The following is a 16,536-nucleotide window of genomic DNA, read 5'->3' as shown; positions in this document are numbered from 1 at the left end:
TTGAAGGCAAGCACAAGCTTCGAATATCTCGCTTCCAGCTTCCGGCTGCCCCGGAGGGGCTATGAGCTATGTGATCGACCGCCGCCTGAACGGCAAGAACAAGAGCACGGTGAACCGTCAGCGGTTCCTGCAGCGTTATCGTGGGCATATCAAGAAGGCGGTGGAGGAAGCCGTCGGACGCCGCTCCATCACCGATATGGAGCATGGCGAGCAGATCAGCATTCCCGGACGCGATATCGACGAGCCGGTGCTTCACCACGGCCGCGGCGGGAGGCAGACCATCGTTCATCCCGGCAACAAGGAGTTCGTTGCCGGTGAGCGCATACCCCGACCCCAGGGAGGCGGCGGCGGAGGTGGTGCCGGGCAGGCCAGCAACACTGGCGAAGGCATGGACGACTTCGTCTTCCAGATCACCCAGGAGGAATTCCTCGATTTCATGTTCGAGGATCTGGAACTGCCGAACCTGGTCAAGCGTCACCTCACCGGCAGCGACACCTTCAAGACGGTACGCGCCGGCATCAGCAACGAAGGCAATCCATCGCGGATCAACATCGTGCGCACCCTGCGTTCGGCCCACGCGCGGCGTATCGCCCTGTCGGGCAGCAGCCGCAGCAAGTTGCGCGAGGCCAAGGCCGAGCTGGCACGACTGCGCCTGGAGGAGCCGGACAATTTCGGCGACATCCAGGCCATCGAGGAAGAAATCGAGCGCCTCAGCGCACGGATCAACCGCGTGCCCTTCCTCGACACCTTCGACCTCAAATACAACCTGCTGGTCAAGCACCCCAACCCCAGCTCAAAGGCGGTGATGTTCTGCCTGATGGACGTTTCCGGCTCCATGACCCAGTCCACCAAAGACATCGCCAAGCGCTTCTTCATCCTGTTGTACCTGTTTCTCAAGCGCAGCTACGACAAGATCGAGGTGGTCTTCATCCGCCACCATACGAGTGCAAAAGAGGTGGACGAGGAGGAGTTCTTCTACTCGCGCGAAACCGGCGGCACCATCGTCTCCAGCGCCCTGAAGCTGATGCAGGAAATCATGGCCGAGCGTTATCCCGTCAACGAGTGGAACATCTACGCGGCCCAGGCCTCGGACGGCGACAACTGGAACGACGACTCACCGGTCTGCCGCGACATTCTGATCAACCAGATCATGCCGTTCGTCCAATACTTCTCCTACGTCGAGATTACCCCGCGCGAACATCAGGCTCTGTGGTACGAATACAACCAGGTGGCCGAAGCCTTTGCCGACTCTTTCGCCCAGCAGCAATTGGTGAGTGCCGGGGATATCTATCCGGTGTTCCGCGAGCTCTTTCAGCGACGCATGGCCAGCTGAGGAACGCAGTATGAAACGACATCCCATCTCCACCGGTTCGGAATGGACCTTCGAGCTGATCCGTGCCTACGACCGCGAAATCGGGCGGATCGCCGAAGGCTATGCGCTCGACACCTACCCCAACCAGATCGAGGTGATCACCGCCGAGCAGATGATGGACGCCTACGCCTCGGTGGGCATGCCGCTGGGTTATCACCACTGGTCCTACGGCAAGCATTTTCTCAGCACGGAAAAGTCCTACAGCCGTGGCCAAATGGGCCTGGCCTACGAAATCGTGATCAATTCCGACCCCTGCATCGCCTACCTGATGGAAGAGAACACCATCACCATGCAGGCCTTGGTCATCGCCCACGCCTGCTACGGCCACAACAGCTTTTTCAAGGGCAACTACCTGTTCCGCACCTGGACCGACGCCGGTTCGATCATCGACTACCTGGTCTTTGCCCGGCAGTACATCACCCAGTGCGAGGAGCGCCACGGCATCAATGCCGTGGAAGACCTGCTCGACTCCTGCCATGCGCTGATGAACTACGGCGTGGATCGCTATAAGCGCCCCTACCCCATTTCCGCCGAGGAAGAACGCCGCCGCCAGAAGGAGCGTGAAGAGCACCTGCAAAAGCAGATCAACGACCTCTGGCGCACCATTCCCCGCGCGCCCGGCAAGGATGATGACGGGAGCGACGACCAGCGCTTCCCTGCCGAGCCGCAGGAAAACATTCTCTACTTCATCGAAAAACACGCACCGCTGCTCGAACCCTGGCAGCGCGAGATCGTGCGCATCGTGCGCAAGATTGCGCAGTACTTCTACCCCCAGCGCCAAACTCAGGTGATGAACGAAGGCTGGGCCACCTTCTGGCACTACACCCTGCTTAACGACCTCTACGACGAGGGGCTGGTCACCGACGGCTTCATGTTCGAGTTCCTTCAGTCGCACACCAGCGTGATCTTCCAGCCGGGCTTCGACAGCCCGTACTACAGCGGCATCAACCCATACACCCTGGGCTTTGCCATGTACCAGGACATCCGCCGCATCTGCGAGAACCCCACCGAGGAAGATCGCCGCTGGTTCCCGGACATCGCCGGCAGCGACTGGCTGACCACGGTCAAATTCGCCATGCAGAACTTCAAGGACGAGAGCTTCATCCTGCAATTTCTTTCGCCCAAGGTGATCCGCGACCTCAAGCTGTTCAGCATTCTTGACGACGACCACAAGGAAGAACTGCTGGTGCCGGCGATCCATGACGAAAGCGGCTACCACACCATCCGCGAACTGCTGGCCGCGCAATACAACCTCGGCAATCGCGAACCCAACATTCAGGTCTGGAGCGTGGACCGCCGCGGCGATCGTTCGCTGACCCTGCGCCACCAGCAACACGACCGCAAACCCCTCGGCGGGTCTACCGAGGAAGTGCTCAAGCACCTGCATCGTCTCTGGGGCTTCGATGTCCACCTGCACTCCATGCAGGACGACATCCGGGTAGCGACCCACCATATGCCGCCGAGAACCGAAGCAGAGCCGGAGGCCAAGTTTCCCGGGGTAAATCTGGCGGGCAGGCATTGAGGCTAGAGTTAAGCGGGGCGGCAGGCTTTGCAGGAGTGGATTTATCCGCGGATGGTCTTCAGTTTCGCAAATCACTTCGCTCCCGCAGGAACAGAGCTAACGCATAGCGCTGAAAATTTGGCCCTACGGCGAAGCCACAGGTGTACTACCCGGAGCTCCGATTAGCCGGAGCCCAAAGCAGATAATGTCGGGTCGGTTTCCCTGCGGTAATCCTTTATCCTCCGCTCCGAACGGAGGGTGGCATGCAAATCTATAAAGTCGGCGGAGCGGTGCGGGATCGTTTGCTGGGTCGTCCCGTAACCGAGGTGGATTGGGTAGTGGTCGGCGCCAGCGCCGAGCAGATGCAGGCGCTAGGCTATCGCCCGGTGGGCGCGGACTTCCCGGTTTTCCTGCATCCCAAGACTGGCGAGGAGTATGCACTGGCCCGTACCGAGCGCAAAAGCGGGCGCGGCTACGGCGGCTTCACCTTCTATGCCAGTCCCGACGTCACCCTCGAAGACGACCTAATCCGCCGCGACCTGACCATCAATGCCATGGCCGAGGATGAACAGGGCCGCCTGGTCGACCCCTACAACGGCCAGGCCGACCTCGCCGCTCGCACGCTCAGACACGTCTCCCCCGCCTTCGCCGAAGACCCGCTGCGGGTACTGCGCGTGGCGCGTTTCGCGGCACGTTATGCCCATCTGGGGTTCAGCGTGGCAGACGAAACCCTGGTACTGATGCGCCAGCTGGCCGAGTCTGGCGAGCTGCAAGCACTCACCCCGGAACGCTGCTGGAAGGAAATCTCCCGCGCACTGATGGAGCCGCGGCCCGACGTTTTTATCCAGGTTCTGCGCGACTGCGGCGCGCTCGCCGTGCTGCTTCCCGAAGTCGATACCCTGTTCGTCAGCAGCCAGCATGAGCGACTGTTCAGGGTGCTGCGCCACTGCGCCGAGCAGGCCCAGCCGCTGCCTATTCGCTGGGCCTGCCTGCTGCATGTCTCGGCCCACGGCGCTGTGCCAAGCGAAACCGGCGATCGCCTGCGTCTGATCGAAGCCGTGAATGCACGTTATAAGGTGCCTCGCGAATGCCAGGAGCTGGCGCTGCTGGTCGGCGAATTCCAGGACCAGGCACAACGGGCACAGGAGCTGAATGCGGCAGCGTTGTTCGAGCTGTTGCAACACTTCGATATCCATCGCCGCCCCGAGCGCTTCGAGCAATTTATCGCTGCATGCGAAATGATCACTCTTCACGAAGGCCCCGCGCTTTCGGCTCAAAGCGCCCACCTGCGCGAGGCCGCAGATGCCGTCCGCGCGGTGGAAGTGAAAACGCTGATCGCGCAAGGCTACCAGGGCGCCGAGCTTGGCGAAGCCCTGAAACGCGAACGCCGCAAGGCCGTCGAGCACTTTGCGGCCAGCCGGCGCTAGGCTCTGTACGAAAAGTGCCTGCGCTCGGTGATGCTTCGTTAAAAACGGGTTCGGAATGCTCATTTACAGCTCGTAAACTCCGCTTCCTCACCCGTTTTTGCCTCGCCTGACCTTCGCTCGACGACTTTTCGTACACATCCTAAGGCCAGTCGATCGAATTCATCGGCATCCCGGCAGAGGCAGAGGCAGAGGCAGAGGCAGAGTCACGTAGGGTGGATCACCCTTACCGATCCACCGGGTGGCGGACCACCGGGTGGCGATCCACCGATCAGAGTTTGCGGCGGATGTAAAAGCGACACTGACCCTACGATCTGCCCGGATACTCGCGCAGCAATTGCGATGGCGTCAGCTCGGTCTCTCTCCAGCGAAAACTGGTAGGCCAAAGTTTCTGGTCGATCTGCGCCGCCTGCCACAGCTCAGCGAACCTTCGGCCATCCAGCGGGTGGCGAACATCGGGCGCTAGCAACGAAAGCGGCCAGAGAACGAAGGCGTTTTTCAGCACCTCCGGACGAGGCAGCTCCAGGCCGTGGAAGTTGCCGACCCTATCGCCATACATCAGCACGTCGATATCCAGGGGCAGGCCCTTGCGATCTGGCGCGTAGCGACCATTGTCCGCTTCGATGAACTTGAGCCGGCGATCCAGCTCCATCAGGGACAATGAGGTGTCGCCGGCCACCACCAGGTTGAAGAAGTTGTCGCCCTTGTAGCCCACGGCATGGCTTTCGAATACCGGCGAGCAACGCATGTCCCGCAGCATTAGGCTCAGTGCGTCGAGCCCGGCATTGAGGTTGCGCTCGCGCCCGACATTGCTGCCAAGCCCAAGCAAGACGGGTTTTAGCGACATCCGCGCTCGATCTCCACGCCCAGCGCCGAAGCGCGGGCGTTGACGCCCGGTTTGGTTACCCGCAGGCGCAGCCAGGGAATGCCGAAGCGCTCCATCAGGCAGGCCGCGAGGCGCTCGGCAAAGGTTTCCACCAGCTCGAAGCGAGCTGTCTGTGCGAACTGCTCGATCACCTTGCCAACCTCGGCGTAATCCAACGCCTTGTCCAGCTGGTCATTCTGCGCGGCCGGACGAATGTCCCAGCCCAGGGTCAGATCCAGCCGCAGACACTGACGAATACCGCGCTCCCAGTCATAGGCGCCAATCAATGTATCTACTTCCAGCCCTTCGATGAAAACTTTGTCCACGCCATACGCTCCCACGTCAGGCTCACATGCGCTGCCAATAAAATCATCGAAAAACAGGCGAGGCCGTTTTTTAACGAAGTATTGCCAAGGCAGGTAGTTTTATAGCGTCCTGTTAGACTCAGGAATCACTGCCCCGGATGTCATTTCATGTTCTGGCAACTGACACTGCTCGCTTATCTGATCGGATCACTGTCATTCGCCATTCTACTCAGTCGCCTGGCCGGGGCGCCTGACCCACGTGCAGGCGGATCGGGCAATCCTGGGGCGACCAATATGCTGCGTGTGGCTGGCAAACGCCTGGCGATTGCCACGCTGTGCGGCGACCTGCTCAAGGGCTTGCTACCCGTCATGCTCGCCGGTTTCCTCGGTCTTTCGGTTGAGCAACAAAGCTGGATTGCCGTGGCCGCGGTGCTCGGTCATCTATACCCACTGTATTTTCGTTTCCGCGGCGGCAAGGGCGTCGCTACTGCGGCCGGCGCTCTGCTCGGACTTTACCCGCCTGCAGCAATACTGGCGTTGACCGGCTGGCTGGTGGTGTTCAAACTCTCCCGCACCAGCTCCCTCGCTGCGCTGGCAGCTCTGCCGCTATGCCTGCCGCTACTCGCCTGGCAGCAACCCGACAGCCTGTTACCAATGAGCTTGCTGGCCTGCCTGATCTTCTGGAGACATCGCGATAACCTGCGCGATCTGGCTGCCGGCCGCGAGCGACACTTTTAACGCTACGGCCGACAAACTGCTACGCCCCACAGTCAGGCAGGCTTTCCATCGGCCAACGCGCCTGCACCTTGATCGCCAGATCCTCACGCTGCCCGGCCAGCAGTCGCTGGCATCCGGCATAGGCGATCATTGCGCCATTGTCGGTACAGAACCGCGGCCGCGCATAAAACACCTGGCCTTTCAGCTCGGCGAGCATGCTTTCCAGACTATGGCGCAGGGCCTGATTGGCGCTGACCCCACCGGCAATCACCAGCGTATTGAGGCCCGTCTGCTGCAAGGCACGACGGCATTTGATCGTCAGCGTATCGACCACTGCCTGCTGAAACGCCAAGGCGATGTCACAGCGAGTCTGCTCGCTATCATCACCGGCCTCGCGGCAGCGCTGCCAGGCAGTGAGGGTGGAAGTCTTGAGGCCGCTGAAGCTGAAATCCAGCCCTGGGCGATCAGTCATCGGACGTGGAAAGACGAAACGCCCAGGAGTACCGCGCTCGGCCAGCGCCGCGATTTCAGGGCCACCGGGGTAGCGCAGACCCATCAGTTTGGCAGTCTTGTCGAAGGCTTCACCGGCGGCATCGTCCACCGACTCACCCAACAGCTCGTAACGGCCAATGCCGTCTACGCGCACCAGTTGCGTATGCCCACCAGAAACCAGCAAGGCGACGAACGGGAACGCTGGCGGCTGTTCTTCGAGCATGGGCGCCAGCAGATGGCCTTCCATATGATGCACGCCGATGGCCGGTACGCCCCAGGCAAAAGCCATCGCCTGCGCACAGGACGCTCCCACCAGCAGGGCGCCAACCAGGCCCGGCCCGGCCGTATAAGCCACCGCATCGATCTGGCTCGAATCACGCCCGGCCTCATCCAGCACCTGGCGAATCAGCGGCAGCATGCGCTTGACATGGTCGCGCGATGCCAGCTCCGGCACTACTCCGCCGTAAACGCGATGCAGATCGATCTGACTGAACAACGCATCGGCCAGCAGGCCTTGTTCGCTGTCATACAGCGCGACACCGGTTTCGTCGCATGAAGTTTCCAGCCCCAGCACCAGCATGGGTGTGTAACCTTTAGAGAAGCGAATGAAGCCGCGCATGATAATCGCCGCAGCCGCGAAACGGGAACAACCGCTTAAGCTTTTCGCTTAACGGCCCTTTGCATTCCGCGCAGCAAGGCGGTAACATCCGCAACCCTTAAAACCAGCGTGCTCGCTCTCTTTGCCGAAGCGCGTTGTAACCGGTAAACAAGTGAAGGTACGTCCTGGATGCCCAACGTTAAAGTTAAAGAGAACGAACCATTCGACGTAGCTCTGCGTCGCTTCAAGCGTTCTTGCGAAAAAGCTGGTGTGCTGGCAGAAGTCCGCAGCCGCGAGTTCTACGAGAAGCCCACTGCCGAGCGCAAGCGTAAAGCTGCTGCCGCAGTAAAGCGCCACGCCAAGAAAGTGCAGCGCGAACAGCGCCGCAGCGTTCGTCTGTACTGATCCACGTACGACGAAGCCGCATAAAGCCCGGTTAATACCGGGCTTTGCATTTGCGCCGAAGAAAGACTCCGCTTCGCCAGCTGGCGAATGGGCGGAGTTTTTTCATTTCCGCGCTATTCATCGCGAGCGTAATCTAAGTCCTTATGGCCGGCCTGATCCCGCAGTCTTTCATTGATGACCTGCTCAACCGCTCCGACATTGTCGAAGTGGTGAGTTCGCGCATTCAACTGAAAAAAGCCGGAAAGAACTACACCGCCTGCTGCCCCTTCCATAAGGAAAAGACCCCCTCATTCAGCGTCAGCCCCGACAAGCAGTTCTATTACTGCTTCGGCTGTGGCGCAGGCGGCAACGCCCTTGGCTTCATCATGGATCATGACAGCCTGGACTTTCCCCAGGCGGTCGAAGATCTGGCCAAGCGCGCCGGCATGGAAGTGCCTCGCGAAGAAGGCGGGCCCGGCCGCAAGCCCCGACAACCGGTCGACTCACCGCTGTACCCACTGCTGGAAGCTGCCGCCGAGTACTACCGCCAGGCACTGAAGAGCCACCCGGCACGCAAGGCGGCCGTGGAATACCTCAAGAGCCGCGGCCTTTCAGGGGTAATCGCTCGCGACTTCAGCCTCGGCTTCGCACCGCCCGGCTGGGACAATCTGATCAAGCATCTGGGCGGCGACAGCCTGCAGCACAAGGCCATGCTCGACGCCGGCCTATTGATCGAGAACAGCGAAACCGGGCGCAGTTACGACCGCTTCCGTGACCGCGTGATGTTTCCGATTCGCGACAGCCGCGGACGCATCATCGCCTTCGGCGGAAGGGTACTGGGCGACGACAAGCCCAAGTACCTCAACTCGCCGGAGACGCCGGTATTTCACAAGGGTCAGGAACTCTACGGCCTTTACGAGGCACGCAAGGCCAACCGCGACCTCGATGAGATCATGGTGGTGGAAGGCTACATGGACGTCATCGCACTGGCCCAGCAAGGCCTGCGCAATGCCGTCGCCACCCTCGGCACCGCCACCAGCGACGAGCACCTCAAGCGCCTGTTTCGGGTTGTCCCAAGCGTGCTGTTCTGCTTTGACGGCGATGCCGCCGGACGCAAGGCCGCCTGGCGCGCCCTCGAGTCGACCCTGCCCAACCTGCAGGACGGCAAGCGCGCGCGCTTCCTGTTCCTGCCCGAAGGCGAAGATCCGGACAGTCTGGTTCGCCGCGAAGGCACCGACGCCTTCCTGGCCCGCATCCAGCAGCAGGCACAGCCGTTGGCGGACTACTTCTTCCAGCAGCTCAGTGAAGAAGCCGATCCCCGCTCACTGGAAGGCAAAGCCCATCTGGCCACGCTGGCGGCACCGCTCATCGAAAAGATTCCCGGCGCCAACCTGCGCGCCCTGATGCGCCAGCGCCTGAGCGAAATCACCGGCCTGCAGGGCGATGCTCTGCAGCAAATGAGCGTTGCCGCACCAGCTGCGGCGCCTCACTTCGATGACAACGCCTACTACGACACCAGCACGGGCCAGGAAGAAGACGCCTGGTACGCACCGCCCGAAGCCCCCCAGCCCAAGCGCAGCGGCCAGAAAGAGTGGAAAAAGGACTGGAAAAAACCCGGCCAGCGACCAGACTTCAAGGCGCGGGCGCCACGCACGCCTACTAGCGTCGAACCACCAGCGCTGACCACTCTGCGCACGCTCCTGCATCACCCGGAGCTGGCGCAAAAAGTTGAAGATGCCAGCAACTTCGCCGCTGAAGATGATACTTACGCGCAACTGCTGGTTGCCCTGCTTGGCACCCTGCAGAAAAACCCCAAGCTGCGCAGCCTGCAATTGATCGCACGCTGGCACGGAACCGACCAAGGGCGCCTTTTACGCGCCCTGGCGGAGAAAGAATGGCTGATCTCGGCCGATAACCTTGAACAACAGTTTTTCGACACCATATCTACCCTGGCAACCAGGCAGCGCGAACGCAGCCTGGAAAAATTGCTCCGCAAGGCCCGCCAGGGCGAACTCAGCGCAGAGGAAAAAGACCAGCTGCGCAATCTCTTGAACCGCAACGCAACACCCGCTACAGGGTCCACCTAAAAACGCAGGCGAGGCAGGCAGACAAATCGCGACGACCAACGGGTATCAACCTGACGAACGAGCGCGACGAGTCGAAAACAGGCGAAGACGCAGAGTTTGGCGGTCCAAGTGACCAGTTTCAGTCTGTTTCAACGCGGTTTTGCCAACGCAAACAGTTTTTAGAAGGGCCTAAATTGACCTCAACTGGCGTGTGAGGTCCCTGCTCGGCTATAATGCTCAGCTTGTTTTCAGCCCGCCAGAACAGTCAGTGGATAGGGTTATATGTCCGGAAAAGCGCAACAGCAGTCTCGTCTCAAAGAATTGATCCAGCGTGGACGTGAGCAGGGTTACCTGACTTACGCCGAGGTCAACGACCACCTGCCGGAGGATATTTCCGATCCGGAACAGGTGGAAGATATCATCCGCATGATCAACGACATGGGTATCAATGTATTCGAGGTCGCCCCGGATGCCGATGCCCTGTTGCTGGCCGAAGCTGATACCGATGAAGCCGCCGCCGAAGAGGCCGCTGCGGCTCTCGCTGCCGTGGAAACGGATATTGGCCGCACCACCGACCCAGTGCGCATGTACATGCGTGAAATGGGCACGGTCGAGTTGCTGACCCGCGAAGGCGAGATCGAAATCGCCAAACGCATCGAGGAAGGCATCCGTGAAGTCATGAGCGCCATCGCTCATTTCCCCGGAACTGTCGACAGCATTCTCGCCGACTACAATCGCGTCACCACCGAAGGCGGTCGCCTGACCGAAATCTTCAACGGCTATATCGACCCTGACGACGACGGTGCCGCTGCACCTCAGGAAGCCGAGCCTGTCGTACCGAAGCCGGCTGCCAAGCCCGCAGACGACAGCAAGGACGAAGAGGAAGAAGAGGCCGAGACCGAGGCTGAAGAGGAAGAAGGCGATGGTGGTCCGGACCCTGAAGTCGCCCGCGTGCGCTTCGGCGCCGTTGCCGACCAGCTGGAAGTCGCCAAGAAAGCACTGAAGAAGCATGGCCGTGGCAGCAAGCAGGCAACCGAAGCCCTGCAGGAGCTGGCCACCCTGTTCATGCCCATCAAGCTCATCCCCAAGCAATACGATGCGCTGGTGCTGCAAGTACGCGAGTCGCTGAGCCAGGTTCGTGCCCAGGAACGCGCCATCATGCAGCTGTGCGTCCGTGACGCCCGCATGCCACGCGCCGACTTTCTGCGCCAGTTCCCCGGCAACGAGACCGATCTCGAGTGGGCCGACAAACTGGCCAGCGGCAAGAGCAAGTACGCCGAAGCCATCGGCGCTCGCAAGGAAGACATCCAGCGCTGCCAGCAGAAGCTGATCGCGCTGCAGGAAGAATGCGAACTGGACATCGCCGACATCAAGGACATCAACCGTCGCATGTCCATCGGTGAAGCCAAGGCTCGCCGGGCGAAGAAAGAGATGGTCGAGGCCAACCTGCGCCTGGTTATCTCCATCGCCAAGAAGTACACCAACCGCGGCCTGCAGTTCCTCGACCTGATCCAGGAAGGCAACATTGGCCTGATGAAGGCGGTGGACAAGTTCGAATACCGTCGCGGCTACAAGTTCTCGACCTACGCCACCTGGTGGATTCGCCAGGCGATCACTCGCTCCATTGCCGACCAGGCGCGAACCATCCGTATCCCGGTGCACATGATCGAGACGATCAACAAGCTCAACCGCATCTCCCGTCAGATGCTACAGGAAATGGGGCGCGAGCCCACGCCCGAAGAGCTTGGCGAGCGCATGGAAATGCCCGAGGACAAGATCCGCAAGGTGCTGAAGATCGCCAAAGAGCCGATCTCCATGGAAACCCCCATCGGTGACGACGAAGATTCGCATCTGGGCGACTTCATTGAAGACTCCGCCATGCAATCGCCAATCGACGTGGCGACTGTAGAGAGCCTCAAGGAAGCCACTCGCGACGTGCTCTCCGGCCTCACTGCACGGGAAGCCAAGGTCCTGCGCATGCGCTTCGGTATCGACATGAACACTGACCACACCCTTGAAGAGGTGGGTAAGCAGTTCGATGTAACCCGCGAGCGTATCCGTCAGATTGAGGCCAAGGCGCTGCGCAAGCTGCGCCACCCGACGCGAAGCGAGCATCTGCGTTCCTTCCTCGACGAGTGACCCTTAAAACCCCGGCCCTGCCGGGGTTTTTCTTACCCCCCTTCTCGCACCTGCTGCGTCTCCGACCGGCTGCCGGTCACTCGGCCTTGGTCGCCGCCTCGGCCAGCTTGCGCGTGTGCTCAAGCAGCGACCTATCGCCCATGGCGCCATGCCCAGGGATCACCACCTGCGCATCAGGATAACGGCGCTGCAGCCGTTCCGCGGAAGCCGCCCAATCGGCGATAACCGCATCGCTGGTATTGCCCAGCGTGCTGGTCTCGCCCGCCCGAACCAGGCACCCGCCATTCAAAATCCTTTGCTCCGGCAACCACACCACCAGGTTGTCGACGCTGTGTCCGGCGCCGGGGTAGAAGACCTCGATCTTGCTCTCCACCAGCCATAAGGACTCATTGCCGAAGGTCTTCGTCGCCAGCGCCTTGTCATGCTGCTTCAGCAAGGCATTGGTCTGCTCGGAGGCATAGGTCGGCACTGAAATCGAGTTCAGGTAGCCGATCCCGGCAGTGCGGTCGTCGTGAAAGTGAGTGGAAACACTCGCCTTGACCTCGTAGTTGCGCTCCTGCAGCCAGGCCACCAGCGCCGCCGTATCCTGCCGCGACCAGGGCGTATCGATGATGTAGGCGTCCTGCCCATCCAGCACCACCAGACCATTCGCATCGACCAGGCCGTGGCCGTCCACATGCTGGTAGGAGGTATGCAGATAAACATCTTCGGCAATCTTCTCGATCCGCAGCTCCGGCAACGGATCGTCTGCCCAGGCGAGCCCACAGAACACCAGGGTAAACAGTAGCGCACACAGGAATCTCATCACCCATCCTCATGCTGGAACACAAAACACCCGTTCAACCCTAGCAGAGCAGGCCTCAACGCACCTGACGATGCACCAGCAGTAAAAGGCAAGCCAGCTGCGCCTTGCGCATCAACTATGCTTCGGCCAGCCTTCAGTTGCGCTCCATCAGGGCACCGGTATAATCCGCCTTCCTTCTGAGGGCCTATAGCTCAGTTGGTTAGAGCAGAGGACTCATAATCCTTTGGTCCACGGTTCGAGTCCGTGTGGGCCCACCACCTTCAAAGCCGCGCAATGCGCGGCTTTGTGCTTTCTGCAGCGCAACGCTGCGAAACAGTCCTATAGTCCAAAGGTACAAATTCGGTACAGTACCGGTACAGCCGCACGCCTTTGGAGCTCAAAAACTTGGCCACGATTGTCAAAACCGAAGCCGGTACCTGGAAAGCCTTGGTGCGCAAAACTGGCTGGCCGACCAACACTAAAACCTTCCGAACCAAACGTGATGCCGAAGACTGGGCGCGCCGCACCGAAGATGAAATGGTCAGGGGCGTGTACATCCAGCGCAGCGGCTCCGAGCGCATGACCTTGGAAATGGCGCTGAAACGCTACCTCAGCGAAATCAGCCCGACCAAGAAGCCGACCACCCAGCGCGCCGAGGCCACCAAAGCCCAGCAGCTGATCAGCCACCTGGGCAAATACTCCATGGCCGCCCTCTCCGCTGATATCATCGCCGGCTACCGCGACACGCGCCTGGCCTCGATCACTAATCGCGGCAAGCCCACCAGCAACAACACCGTGCGCTTGGAGCTGGCCCTGCTCAGCCACCTGTTCACCGTGGCGATTCAGGAGTGGGGCCTGGGCCTCAGCTTCAATCCGGTGCTGAACATTCGCAAACCCAGCCCCGGCGAAGGCCGTGACCGGCGCCTGTCTGCAGAAGAAGAACGCCGCCTGCTGACCGCCGTGAACAATCACAGCAACCCCATGCTTGGCTGGATCGTCCGCATCGCCCTGGAAACCGGCATGCGCTCGTCTGAGATCACATCCCTGCGCAGGCATCAGGTCGATATGAAAAAGCGCGTGGTGCGGCTCTCCGACACCAAAAACGACACTGCACGCACTGTCCCGCTCAGCAAATGGGCCACAGAGACCTTCCAGGCGGCGCTGAACAACCCTATACGCCCGATTGACTGCGACCTGGTGTTCTTTGGCGAACCAGGCAAAAACGGCAAGCGCGGCCCCTACGCCTTCACGAAGACCTGGGGTTTGCTGAAGACCAAGCTTGGGATGCCCGATCTGCGCTTCCACGATCTGCGCCATGAAGCAGTCAGCCGGCTGGTTGAGGGCGGCCTATCCGACCAGGAGGTTTCCGCCATCAGCGGCCACAAGTCGATGCAGATGCTGAAGCGCTACACACACCTACGGGCCGAAGACCTTGTAGGCAAGCTGGACAGAATGGCTGAGCAAACCAAACCGTAGACTGCAAGAGACCCAAGCAAAGAAATTCCTCCATTTTTTGCGTAGACAAGTCCACGCAAGAAATGGAGGCCGACCTAGTACACAACCAAGCTTTAGCCTCAAAACCCAACCGCCAGGCGACCAAAAGTAGAAAATAAAAAATCAAATAGTAACAAAATGTAACCAGAACAAAATATTAAAATTCAATTAAAACAACAAGATAGCCAGAAAGCCGCAACAGAAAACTGCAGAATCACACCGATTTTTGTCAACACTTGTAAATACTATTTGACTTTTCTGATTTGACCAAAAATTACGTCACGAAGTAACCTGAAGCCATCTTCATCTAGCGAACATAACCGCTAGATAACGAAATTATTCTAAGCAATGCTTCAGGAGAATATAAATTGAGCACTGAACAACTACTACTTGATAAGTTTCAAGGTTCACCACTCCTTTCAATTGAACAAGTCGCAGATATTCTTCATCGAAGCAAAGATGGATTACGCATAACTCTATCTGGAAACTCTGAGCTCGCCCAAAAACTGCGGGATACCCGGCTTAAAATCGGTCGCCGTGTTTACTTCAAAACTCAAGGCATTGCGCGGCTGATTGATGAGGCCAGCGCATGAGCAGGCAACGCACTATCAATGATTCTGCATTCTGGCGGTCGCCCAAAATGGCTGGCAGGACTCAGGAAGACAGGTCGACGCTCACCTATCTGCTGACATGCCCCTTCAGCAACATCATTGGCGCCTACCAGATTGTTCCGCGCATTGCTGCGTCTGAAATGGGCTGGGATGCCGAATCCCAATTCATGCCGATTTTGCGCCGGCTACAAGATGCAGGCTTCATCGAATACGAACCAGAGCAGAGCTACGTGTGGGTTCACATCTGGTGGGATCACAACTCCCCGCGCATGGCCCTAGGACCAACGCTTCGGCAGAAGACATTCAACCAGATTCGGGAGCTACCCGAGCAATGGCGCACGCTTTACACCGATGACTTGATCCAACGGCTCCCCGAGAACGGAGAGCTCCGAGGGCTCGTCTCCAACGCTTTTAGCCCTTCATCGGCAGTCGATGAAGGCTCCCCAGATAGGGTATCGATACCCTATCCATACCCTATCGATAGGGGGCGGGTTAACTATAACTATAACTATAACTATAACCCTACTACACCGGAGCCCGAGCCACTTGGGCAGTTATCCACAGGCGAGCGGGAGCAAATTACCGTTTTGCTACGCAACACACCGGATCAGGAAGCAAGATTTCTACTGGCCGAGCTGTCCAAAGCGATGGCGCGTCCTGGGCACATAACGCAGTCGCCCATTCAGTATTTTCATGGACTCCTTCAGCGCCATCGTAGCGGCGACTTTGTCCCGACTACCCAAGGAGCAAAAACAGCAGCCACGCTCGCAAGAAGCCAGCTCAAGGCAATGGTAGTTAGTGGCAGGAGGTAGGCTTTGTATTCAACGCAGCACCAGACTGTTGCTTTCTTGTTGTCTCCCAGTTGTCTTTCAGTTGCCTACTGTTGCTTTTCTGTCTTCTAAGTGTTCTCTAACTGTTGTCTTTCTGTCTTCAGAATGTATTCATCTTCGACCGGAGTGCTTTGCATCAAAGTTGAGTGATTTCTGCATCATTCCTGGATGATTTTTGCATCATCCCTGCCTGATAAATGCGTGATCTGCTTCTTTCTTGCTATCTAACTGCTACTTAACTGCTATTTAGCTGCTACCTGATTGCTACTTTTGAGCTACCTCTGCCAACGGACAAGCCGTTGGGGATTACACAGACCCTCTTGATAGCAGTTTCCCTTAAAAACCGAGGTGTTCTGGGGATGTTGGCTGCCCTGAAAACACAGCTTTTTTGCTATACACCATACGCACCTTGCAGGCGCACTCAAGGCATTGATTTTAATAGAGTTTTCGACAAATAAGCCATTTAAGCTGTATTGCGAGGCGACTACACACCAAGCTGAAACCCCCATTCTACAAGGGGCAGCTGTATACGGAGGCGACTACGGAGCGATATGAGACTAGCGGACGCAATACCACTCCGCCTGACGGTGGAAAAACGAGAGCTGTACGAGGCCCAGGCGATGGCAGCAGAGCTACCGCTGAGCACCTACCTACGCAACCGGCTGGAACGCGAAGATGCCGTCATGGATGAGTTGCAGATGCTCAGGCGAGCAGTCGAGCGGATGACAGATCTGGCACCTGGAGAGCCCCAAGGCAGTAACGGCCTGCAAGGCATGGATGGCGTACTGCTGGAAATGTTGCTGACCTTGCGACAACTGGGCGGCGCTAAAAACGACCTAGCGCAGAAGGAAATTGCGCGTCAGGGCTATGAGGCATGGAGCGCAAAGTGAAACGCGGCTGAGGAAGGCCCGTGGCCTGCCGCGCACGGGCAAAGCTGAATACTGAGCAACTCAG

At 59.0% G+C, this 16,536-nt stretch carries 15 protein-coding genes and 1 tRNA gene; 12 read left to right on the top strand and 4 right to left on the bottom strand.

Annotated features, from left to right (window positions below; all coding sequences use genetic code 11):
• The first annotated feature begins 61 nt into the window (after positions 1–61).
• The 3 genes from BN1079_RS14345 (at position 62) to BN1079_RS14335 (ending at position 4,300) form a co-directional block, all read left to right on the top strand.
• On the top strand, positions 62–1,333 hold the full coding sequence (locus tag BN1079_RS14345; RefSeq protein ID WP_037025623.1) for a YeaH/YhbH family protein: 1,272 nt from the start codon (positions 62–64) through the stop codon (positions 1,331–1,333).
• A gap of 10 nt (positions 1,334–1,343) precedes the next feature.
• Positions 1,344–2,894, top strand: a complete 1,551-nt coding sequence (locus tag BN1079_RS14340; RefSeq protein WP_037025619.1) for a SpoVR family protein — start codon at positions 1,344–1,346, stop codon at positions 2,892–2,894.
• A gap of 242 nt (positions 2,895–3,136) precedes the next feature.
• Positions 3,137–4,300 carry a multifunctional CCA addition/repair protein gene (locus BN1079_RS14335; RefSeq protein ID WP_037025617.1) on the top strand — a complete coding sequence of 388 codons (1,164 nt, stop codon included), beginning with the start codon at positions 3,137–3,139 and terminating at the stop codon, positions 4,298–4,300.
• Positions 4,301–4,604: 304 nt separating this feature from the next.
• Here the strand turns inward: BN1079_RS14335 and folK are convergent, their stop codons facing one another.
• Both folK and folB read right to left on the bottom strand, forming a co-directional pair.
• A complete protein-coding gene (gene folK, locus BN1079_RS14330; RefSeq protein ID WP_037025613.1) occupies positions 4,605–5,144 on the bottom strand; it encodes a 2-amino-4-hydroxy-6-hydroxymethyldihydropteridine diphosphokinase in 540 nt (179 codons plus the stop codon).
• Positions 5,135–5,488, bottom strand: coding sequence for a dihydroneopterin aldolase (gene folB, locus BN1079_RS14325; RefSeq protein WP_037025610.1), 354 nt, complete (start codon positions 5,486–5,488; stop codon positions 5,135–5,137). The genes folK and folB overlap by 10 nt, the downstream gene beginning before the upstream one ends.
• Positions 5,489–5,635: 147 nt before the next feature.
• Here folB and plsY point away from each other — a divergent pair, with 147 nt between their 5' ends.
• Positions 5,636–6,205, top strand: a complete 570-nt coding sequence (gene plsY, locus BN1079_RS14320) for a glycerol-3-phosphate 1-O-acyltransferase PlsY (RefSeq protein ID WP_037025608.1) — start codon at positions 5,636–5,638, stop codon at positions 6,203–6,205.
• A 19-nt stretch (positions 6,206–6,224) separates the two neighbouring features.
• Here plsY and tsaD read toward each other — a convergent pair whose 3' ends face one another.
• Positions 6,225–7,256, bottom strand: a complete 1,032-nt coding sequence (gene tsaD / locus BN1079_RS14315) for a tRNA (adenosine(37)-N6)-threonylcarbamoyltransferase complex transferase subunit TsaD (RefSeq protein ID WP_037025605.1) — start codon at positions 7,254–7,256, stop codon at positions 6,225–6,227.
• Between the two features lie 207 nt (positions 7,257–7,463).
• Here tsaD and rpsU point away from each other — a divergent pair, with 207 nt between their 5' ends.
• The 3 genes from rpsU (at position 7,464) to rpoD (ending at position 11,863) form a co-directional block, all read left to right on the top strand.
• Positions 7,464–7,679, top strand: coding sequence for a 30S ribosomal protein S21 (gene rpsU, locus BN1079_RS14310; protein ID WP_003283508.1), 216 nt, complete (start codon positions 7,464–7,466; stop codon positions 7,677–7,679).
• Positions 7,680–7,822: 143 nt separating this feature from the next.
• Positions 7,823–9,745, top strand: coding sequence for a DNA primase (gene dnaG, locus BN1079_RS14305; RefSeq protein ID WP_037025601.1), 1,923 nt, complete (start codon positions 7,823–7,825; stop codon positions 9,743–9,745).
• A gap of 261 nt (positions 9,746–10,006) precedes the next feature.
• On the top strand, positions 10,007–11,863 hold the full coding sequence (gene rpoD, locus BN1079_RS14300; RefSeq protein WP_037025593.1) for an RNA polymerase sigma factor RpoD: 1,857 nt from the start codon (positions 10,007–10,009) through the stop codon (positions 11,861–11,863).
• A 76-nt stretch (positions 11,864–11,939) separates the two neighbouring features.
• Here the strand turns inward: rpoD and blaDIM are convergent, their stop codons facing one another.
• Positions 11,940–12,668: a DIM/SIM/IMP family subclass B1 metallo-beta-lactamase gene (gene blaDIM / locus BN1079_RS14295; RefSeq protein ID WP_037025591.1), complete on the bottom strand. Its 729-nt coding sequence runs from the start codon at positions 12,666–12,668 to the stop codon at positions 11,940–11,942.
• 180 nt (positions 12,669–12,848) lie between these two features.
• On the opposite strand from blaDIM, the gene BN1079_RS14290 reads away from it, so the two are divergent.
• The 5 genes from BN1079_RS14290 to BN1079_RS14275 all read left to right on the top strand — a co-directional run bounded on the left by BN1079_RS14290 (position 12,849) and on the right by BN1079_RS14275 (position 16,472).
• Positions 12,849–12,925: transfer RNA gene (locus tag BN1079_RS14290), tRNA-Ile, on the top strand.
• 127 nt (positions 12,926–13,052) lie between these two features.
• Positions 13,053–14,123, top strand: coding sequence for a tyrosine-type recombinase/integrase (locus BN1079_RS14285; RefSeq protein WP_037025589.1), 1,071 nt, complete (start codon positions 13,053–13,055; stop codon positions 14,121–14,123).
• Between the two features lie 386 nt (positions 14,124–14,509).
• Complete coding sequence (locus BN1079_RS17455; RefSeq protein WP_074436846.1) at positions 14,510–14,734, top strand: plasmid-related protein; 225 nt, start codon at positions 14,510–14,512, stop codon at positions 14,732–14,734.
• Positions 14,731–15,564, top strand: coding sequence for a hypothetical protein (locus BN1079_RS14280; RefSeq protein ID WP_052114490.1), 834 nt, complete (start codon positions 14,731–14,733; stop codon positions 15,562–15,564). Before BN1079_RS17455 ends, BN1079_RS14280 begins: the two co-directional genes overlap by 4 nt.
• Positions 15,565–16,133: 569 nt before the next feature.
• Positions 16,134–16,472 (top strand): hypothetical protein, encoded by a 339-nt coding sequence (locus tag BN1079_RS14275; protein ID WP_037025588.1) that lies wholly within the window; start codon positions 16,134–16,136, stop codon positions 16,470–16,472.
• Positions 16,473–16,536: the final 64 nt, after the last annotated feature.

The organism is Pseudomonas saudiphocaensis, from assembly GCF_000756775.1.
In the GTDB taxonomy this organism is placed as follows: domain Bacteria; phylum Pseudomonadota; class Gammaproteobacteria; order Pseudomonadales; family Pseudomonadaceae; genus Stutzerimonas; species Stutzerimonas saudiphocaensis.
Note: the sequence above shows the minus strand (reverse complement) of the source record. Positions and strands in the feature narration are given on the sequence as shown.

Bases quoted from the DNA above. Each gene is read 5' to 3' on its own strand.
- BN1079_RS14280 (WP_052114490.1), top strand. From the start codon at position 14,731: ATGAGCAGGCAACGCACTATCAATGATTCTGCATTCTGGCGGTCGCCC.
- BN1079_RS14345 (WP_037025623.1), top strand. From the start codon at position 62: ATGAGCTATGTGATCGACCGCCGCCTGAACGGCAAGAACAAGAGCACG.
- rpoD (WP_037025593.1), top strand. From the start codon at position 10,007: ATGTCCGGAAAAGCGCAACAGCAGTCTCGTCTCAAAGAATTGATCCAG.
- tsaD (WP_037025605.1), bottom strand. From the start codon at position 7,256: ATGCTGGTGCTGGGGCTGGAAACTTCATGCGACGAAACCGGTGTCGCG.
- blaDIM (WP_037025591.1), bottom strand. From the start codon at position 12,668: ATGAGATTCCTGTGTGCGCTACTGTTTACCCTGGTGTTCTGTGGGCTC.
- BN1079_RS14335 (WP_037025617.1), top strand. From the start codon at position 3,137: ATGCAAATCTATAAAGTCGGCGGAGCGGTGCGGGATCGTTTGCTGGGT.
- folK (WP_037025613.1), bottom strand. From the start codon at position 5,144: ATGTCGCTAAAACCCGTCTTGCTTGGGCTTGGCAGCAATGTCGGGCGC.
- BN1079_RS14275 (WP_037025588.1), top strand. From the start codon at position 16,134: ATGAGACTAGCGGACGCAATACCACTCCGCCTGACGGTGGAAAAACGA.
- rpsU (WP_003283508.1), top strand. From the start codon at position 7,464: ATGCCCAACGTTAAAGTTAAAGAGAACGAACCATTCGACGTAGCTCTG.
- plsY (WP_037025608.1), top strand. From the start codon at position 5,636: ATGTTCTGGCAACTGACACTGCTCGCTTATCTGATCGGATCACTGTCA.
- BN1079_RS14340 (WP_037025619.1), top strand. From the start codon at position 1,344: ATGAAACGACATCCCATCTCCACCGGTTCGGAATGGACCTTCGAGCTG.
- dnaG (WP_037025601.1), top strand. From the start codon at position 7,823: ATGGCCGGCCTGATCCCGCAGTCTTTCATTGATGACCTGCTCAACCGC.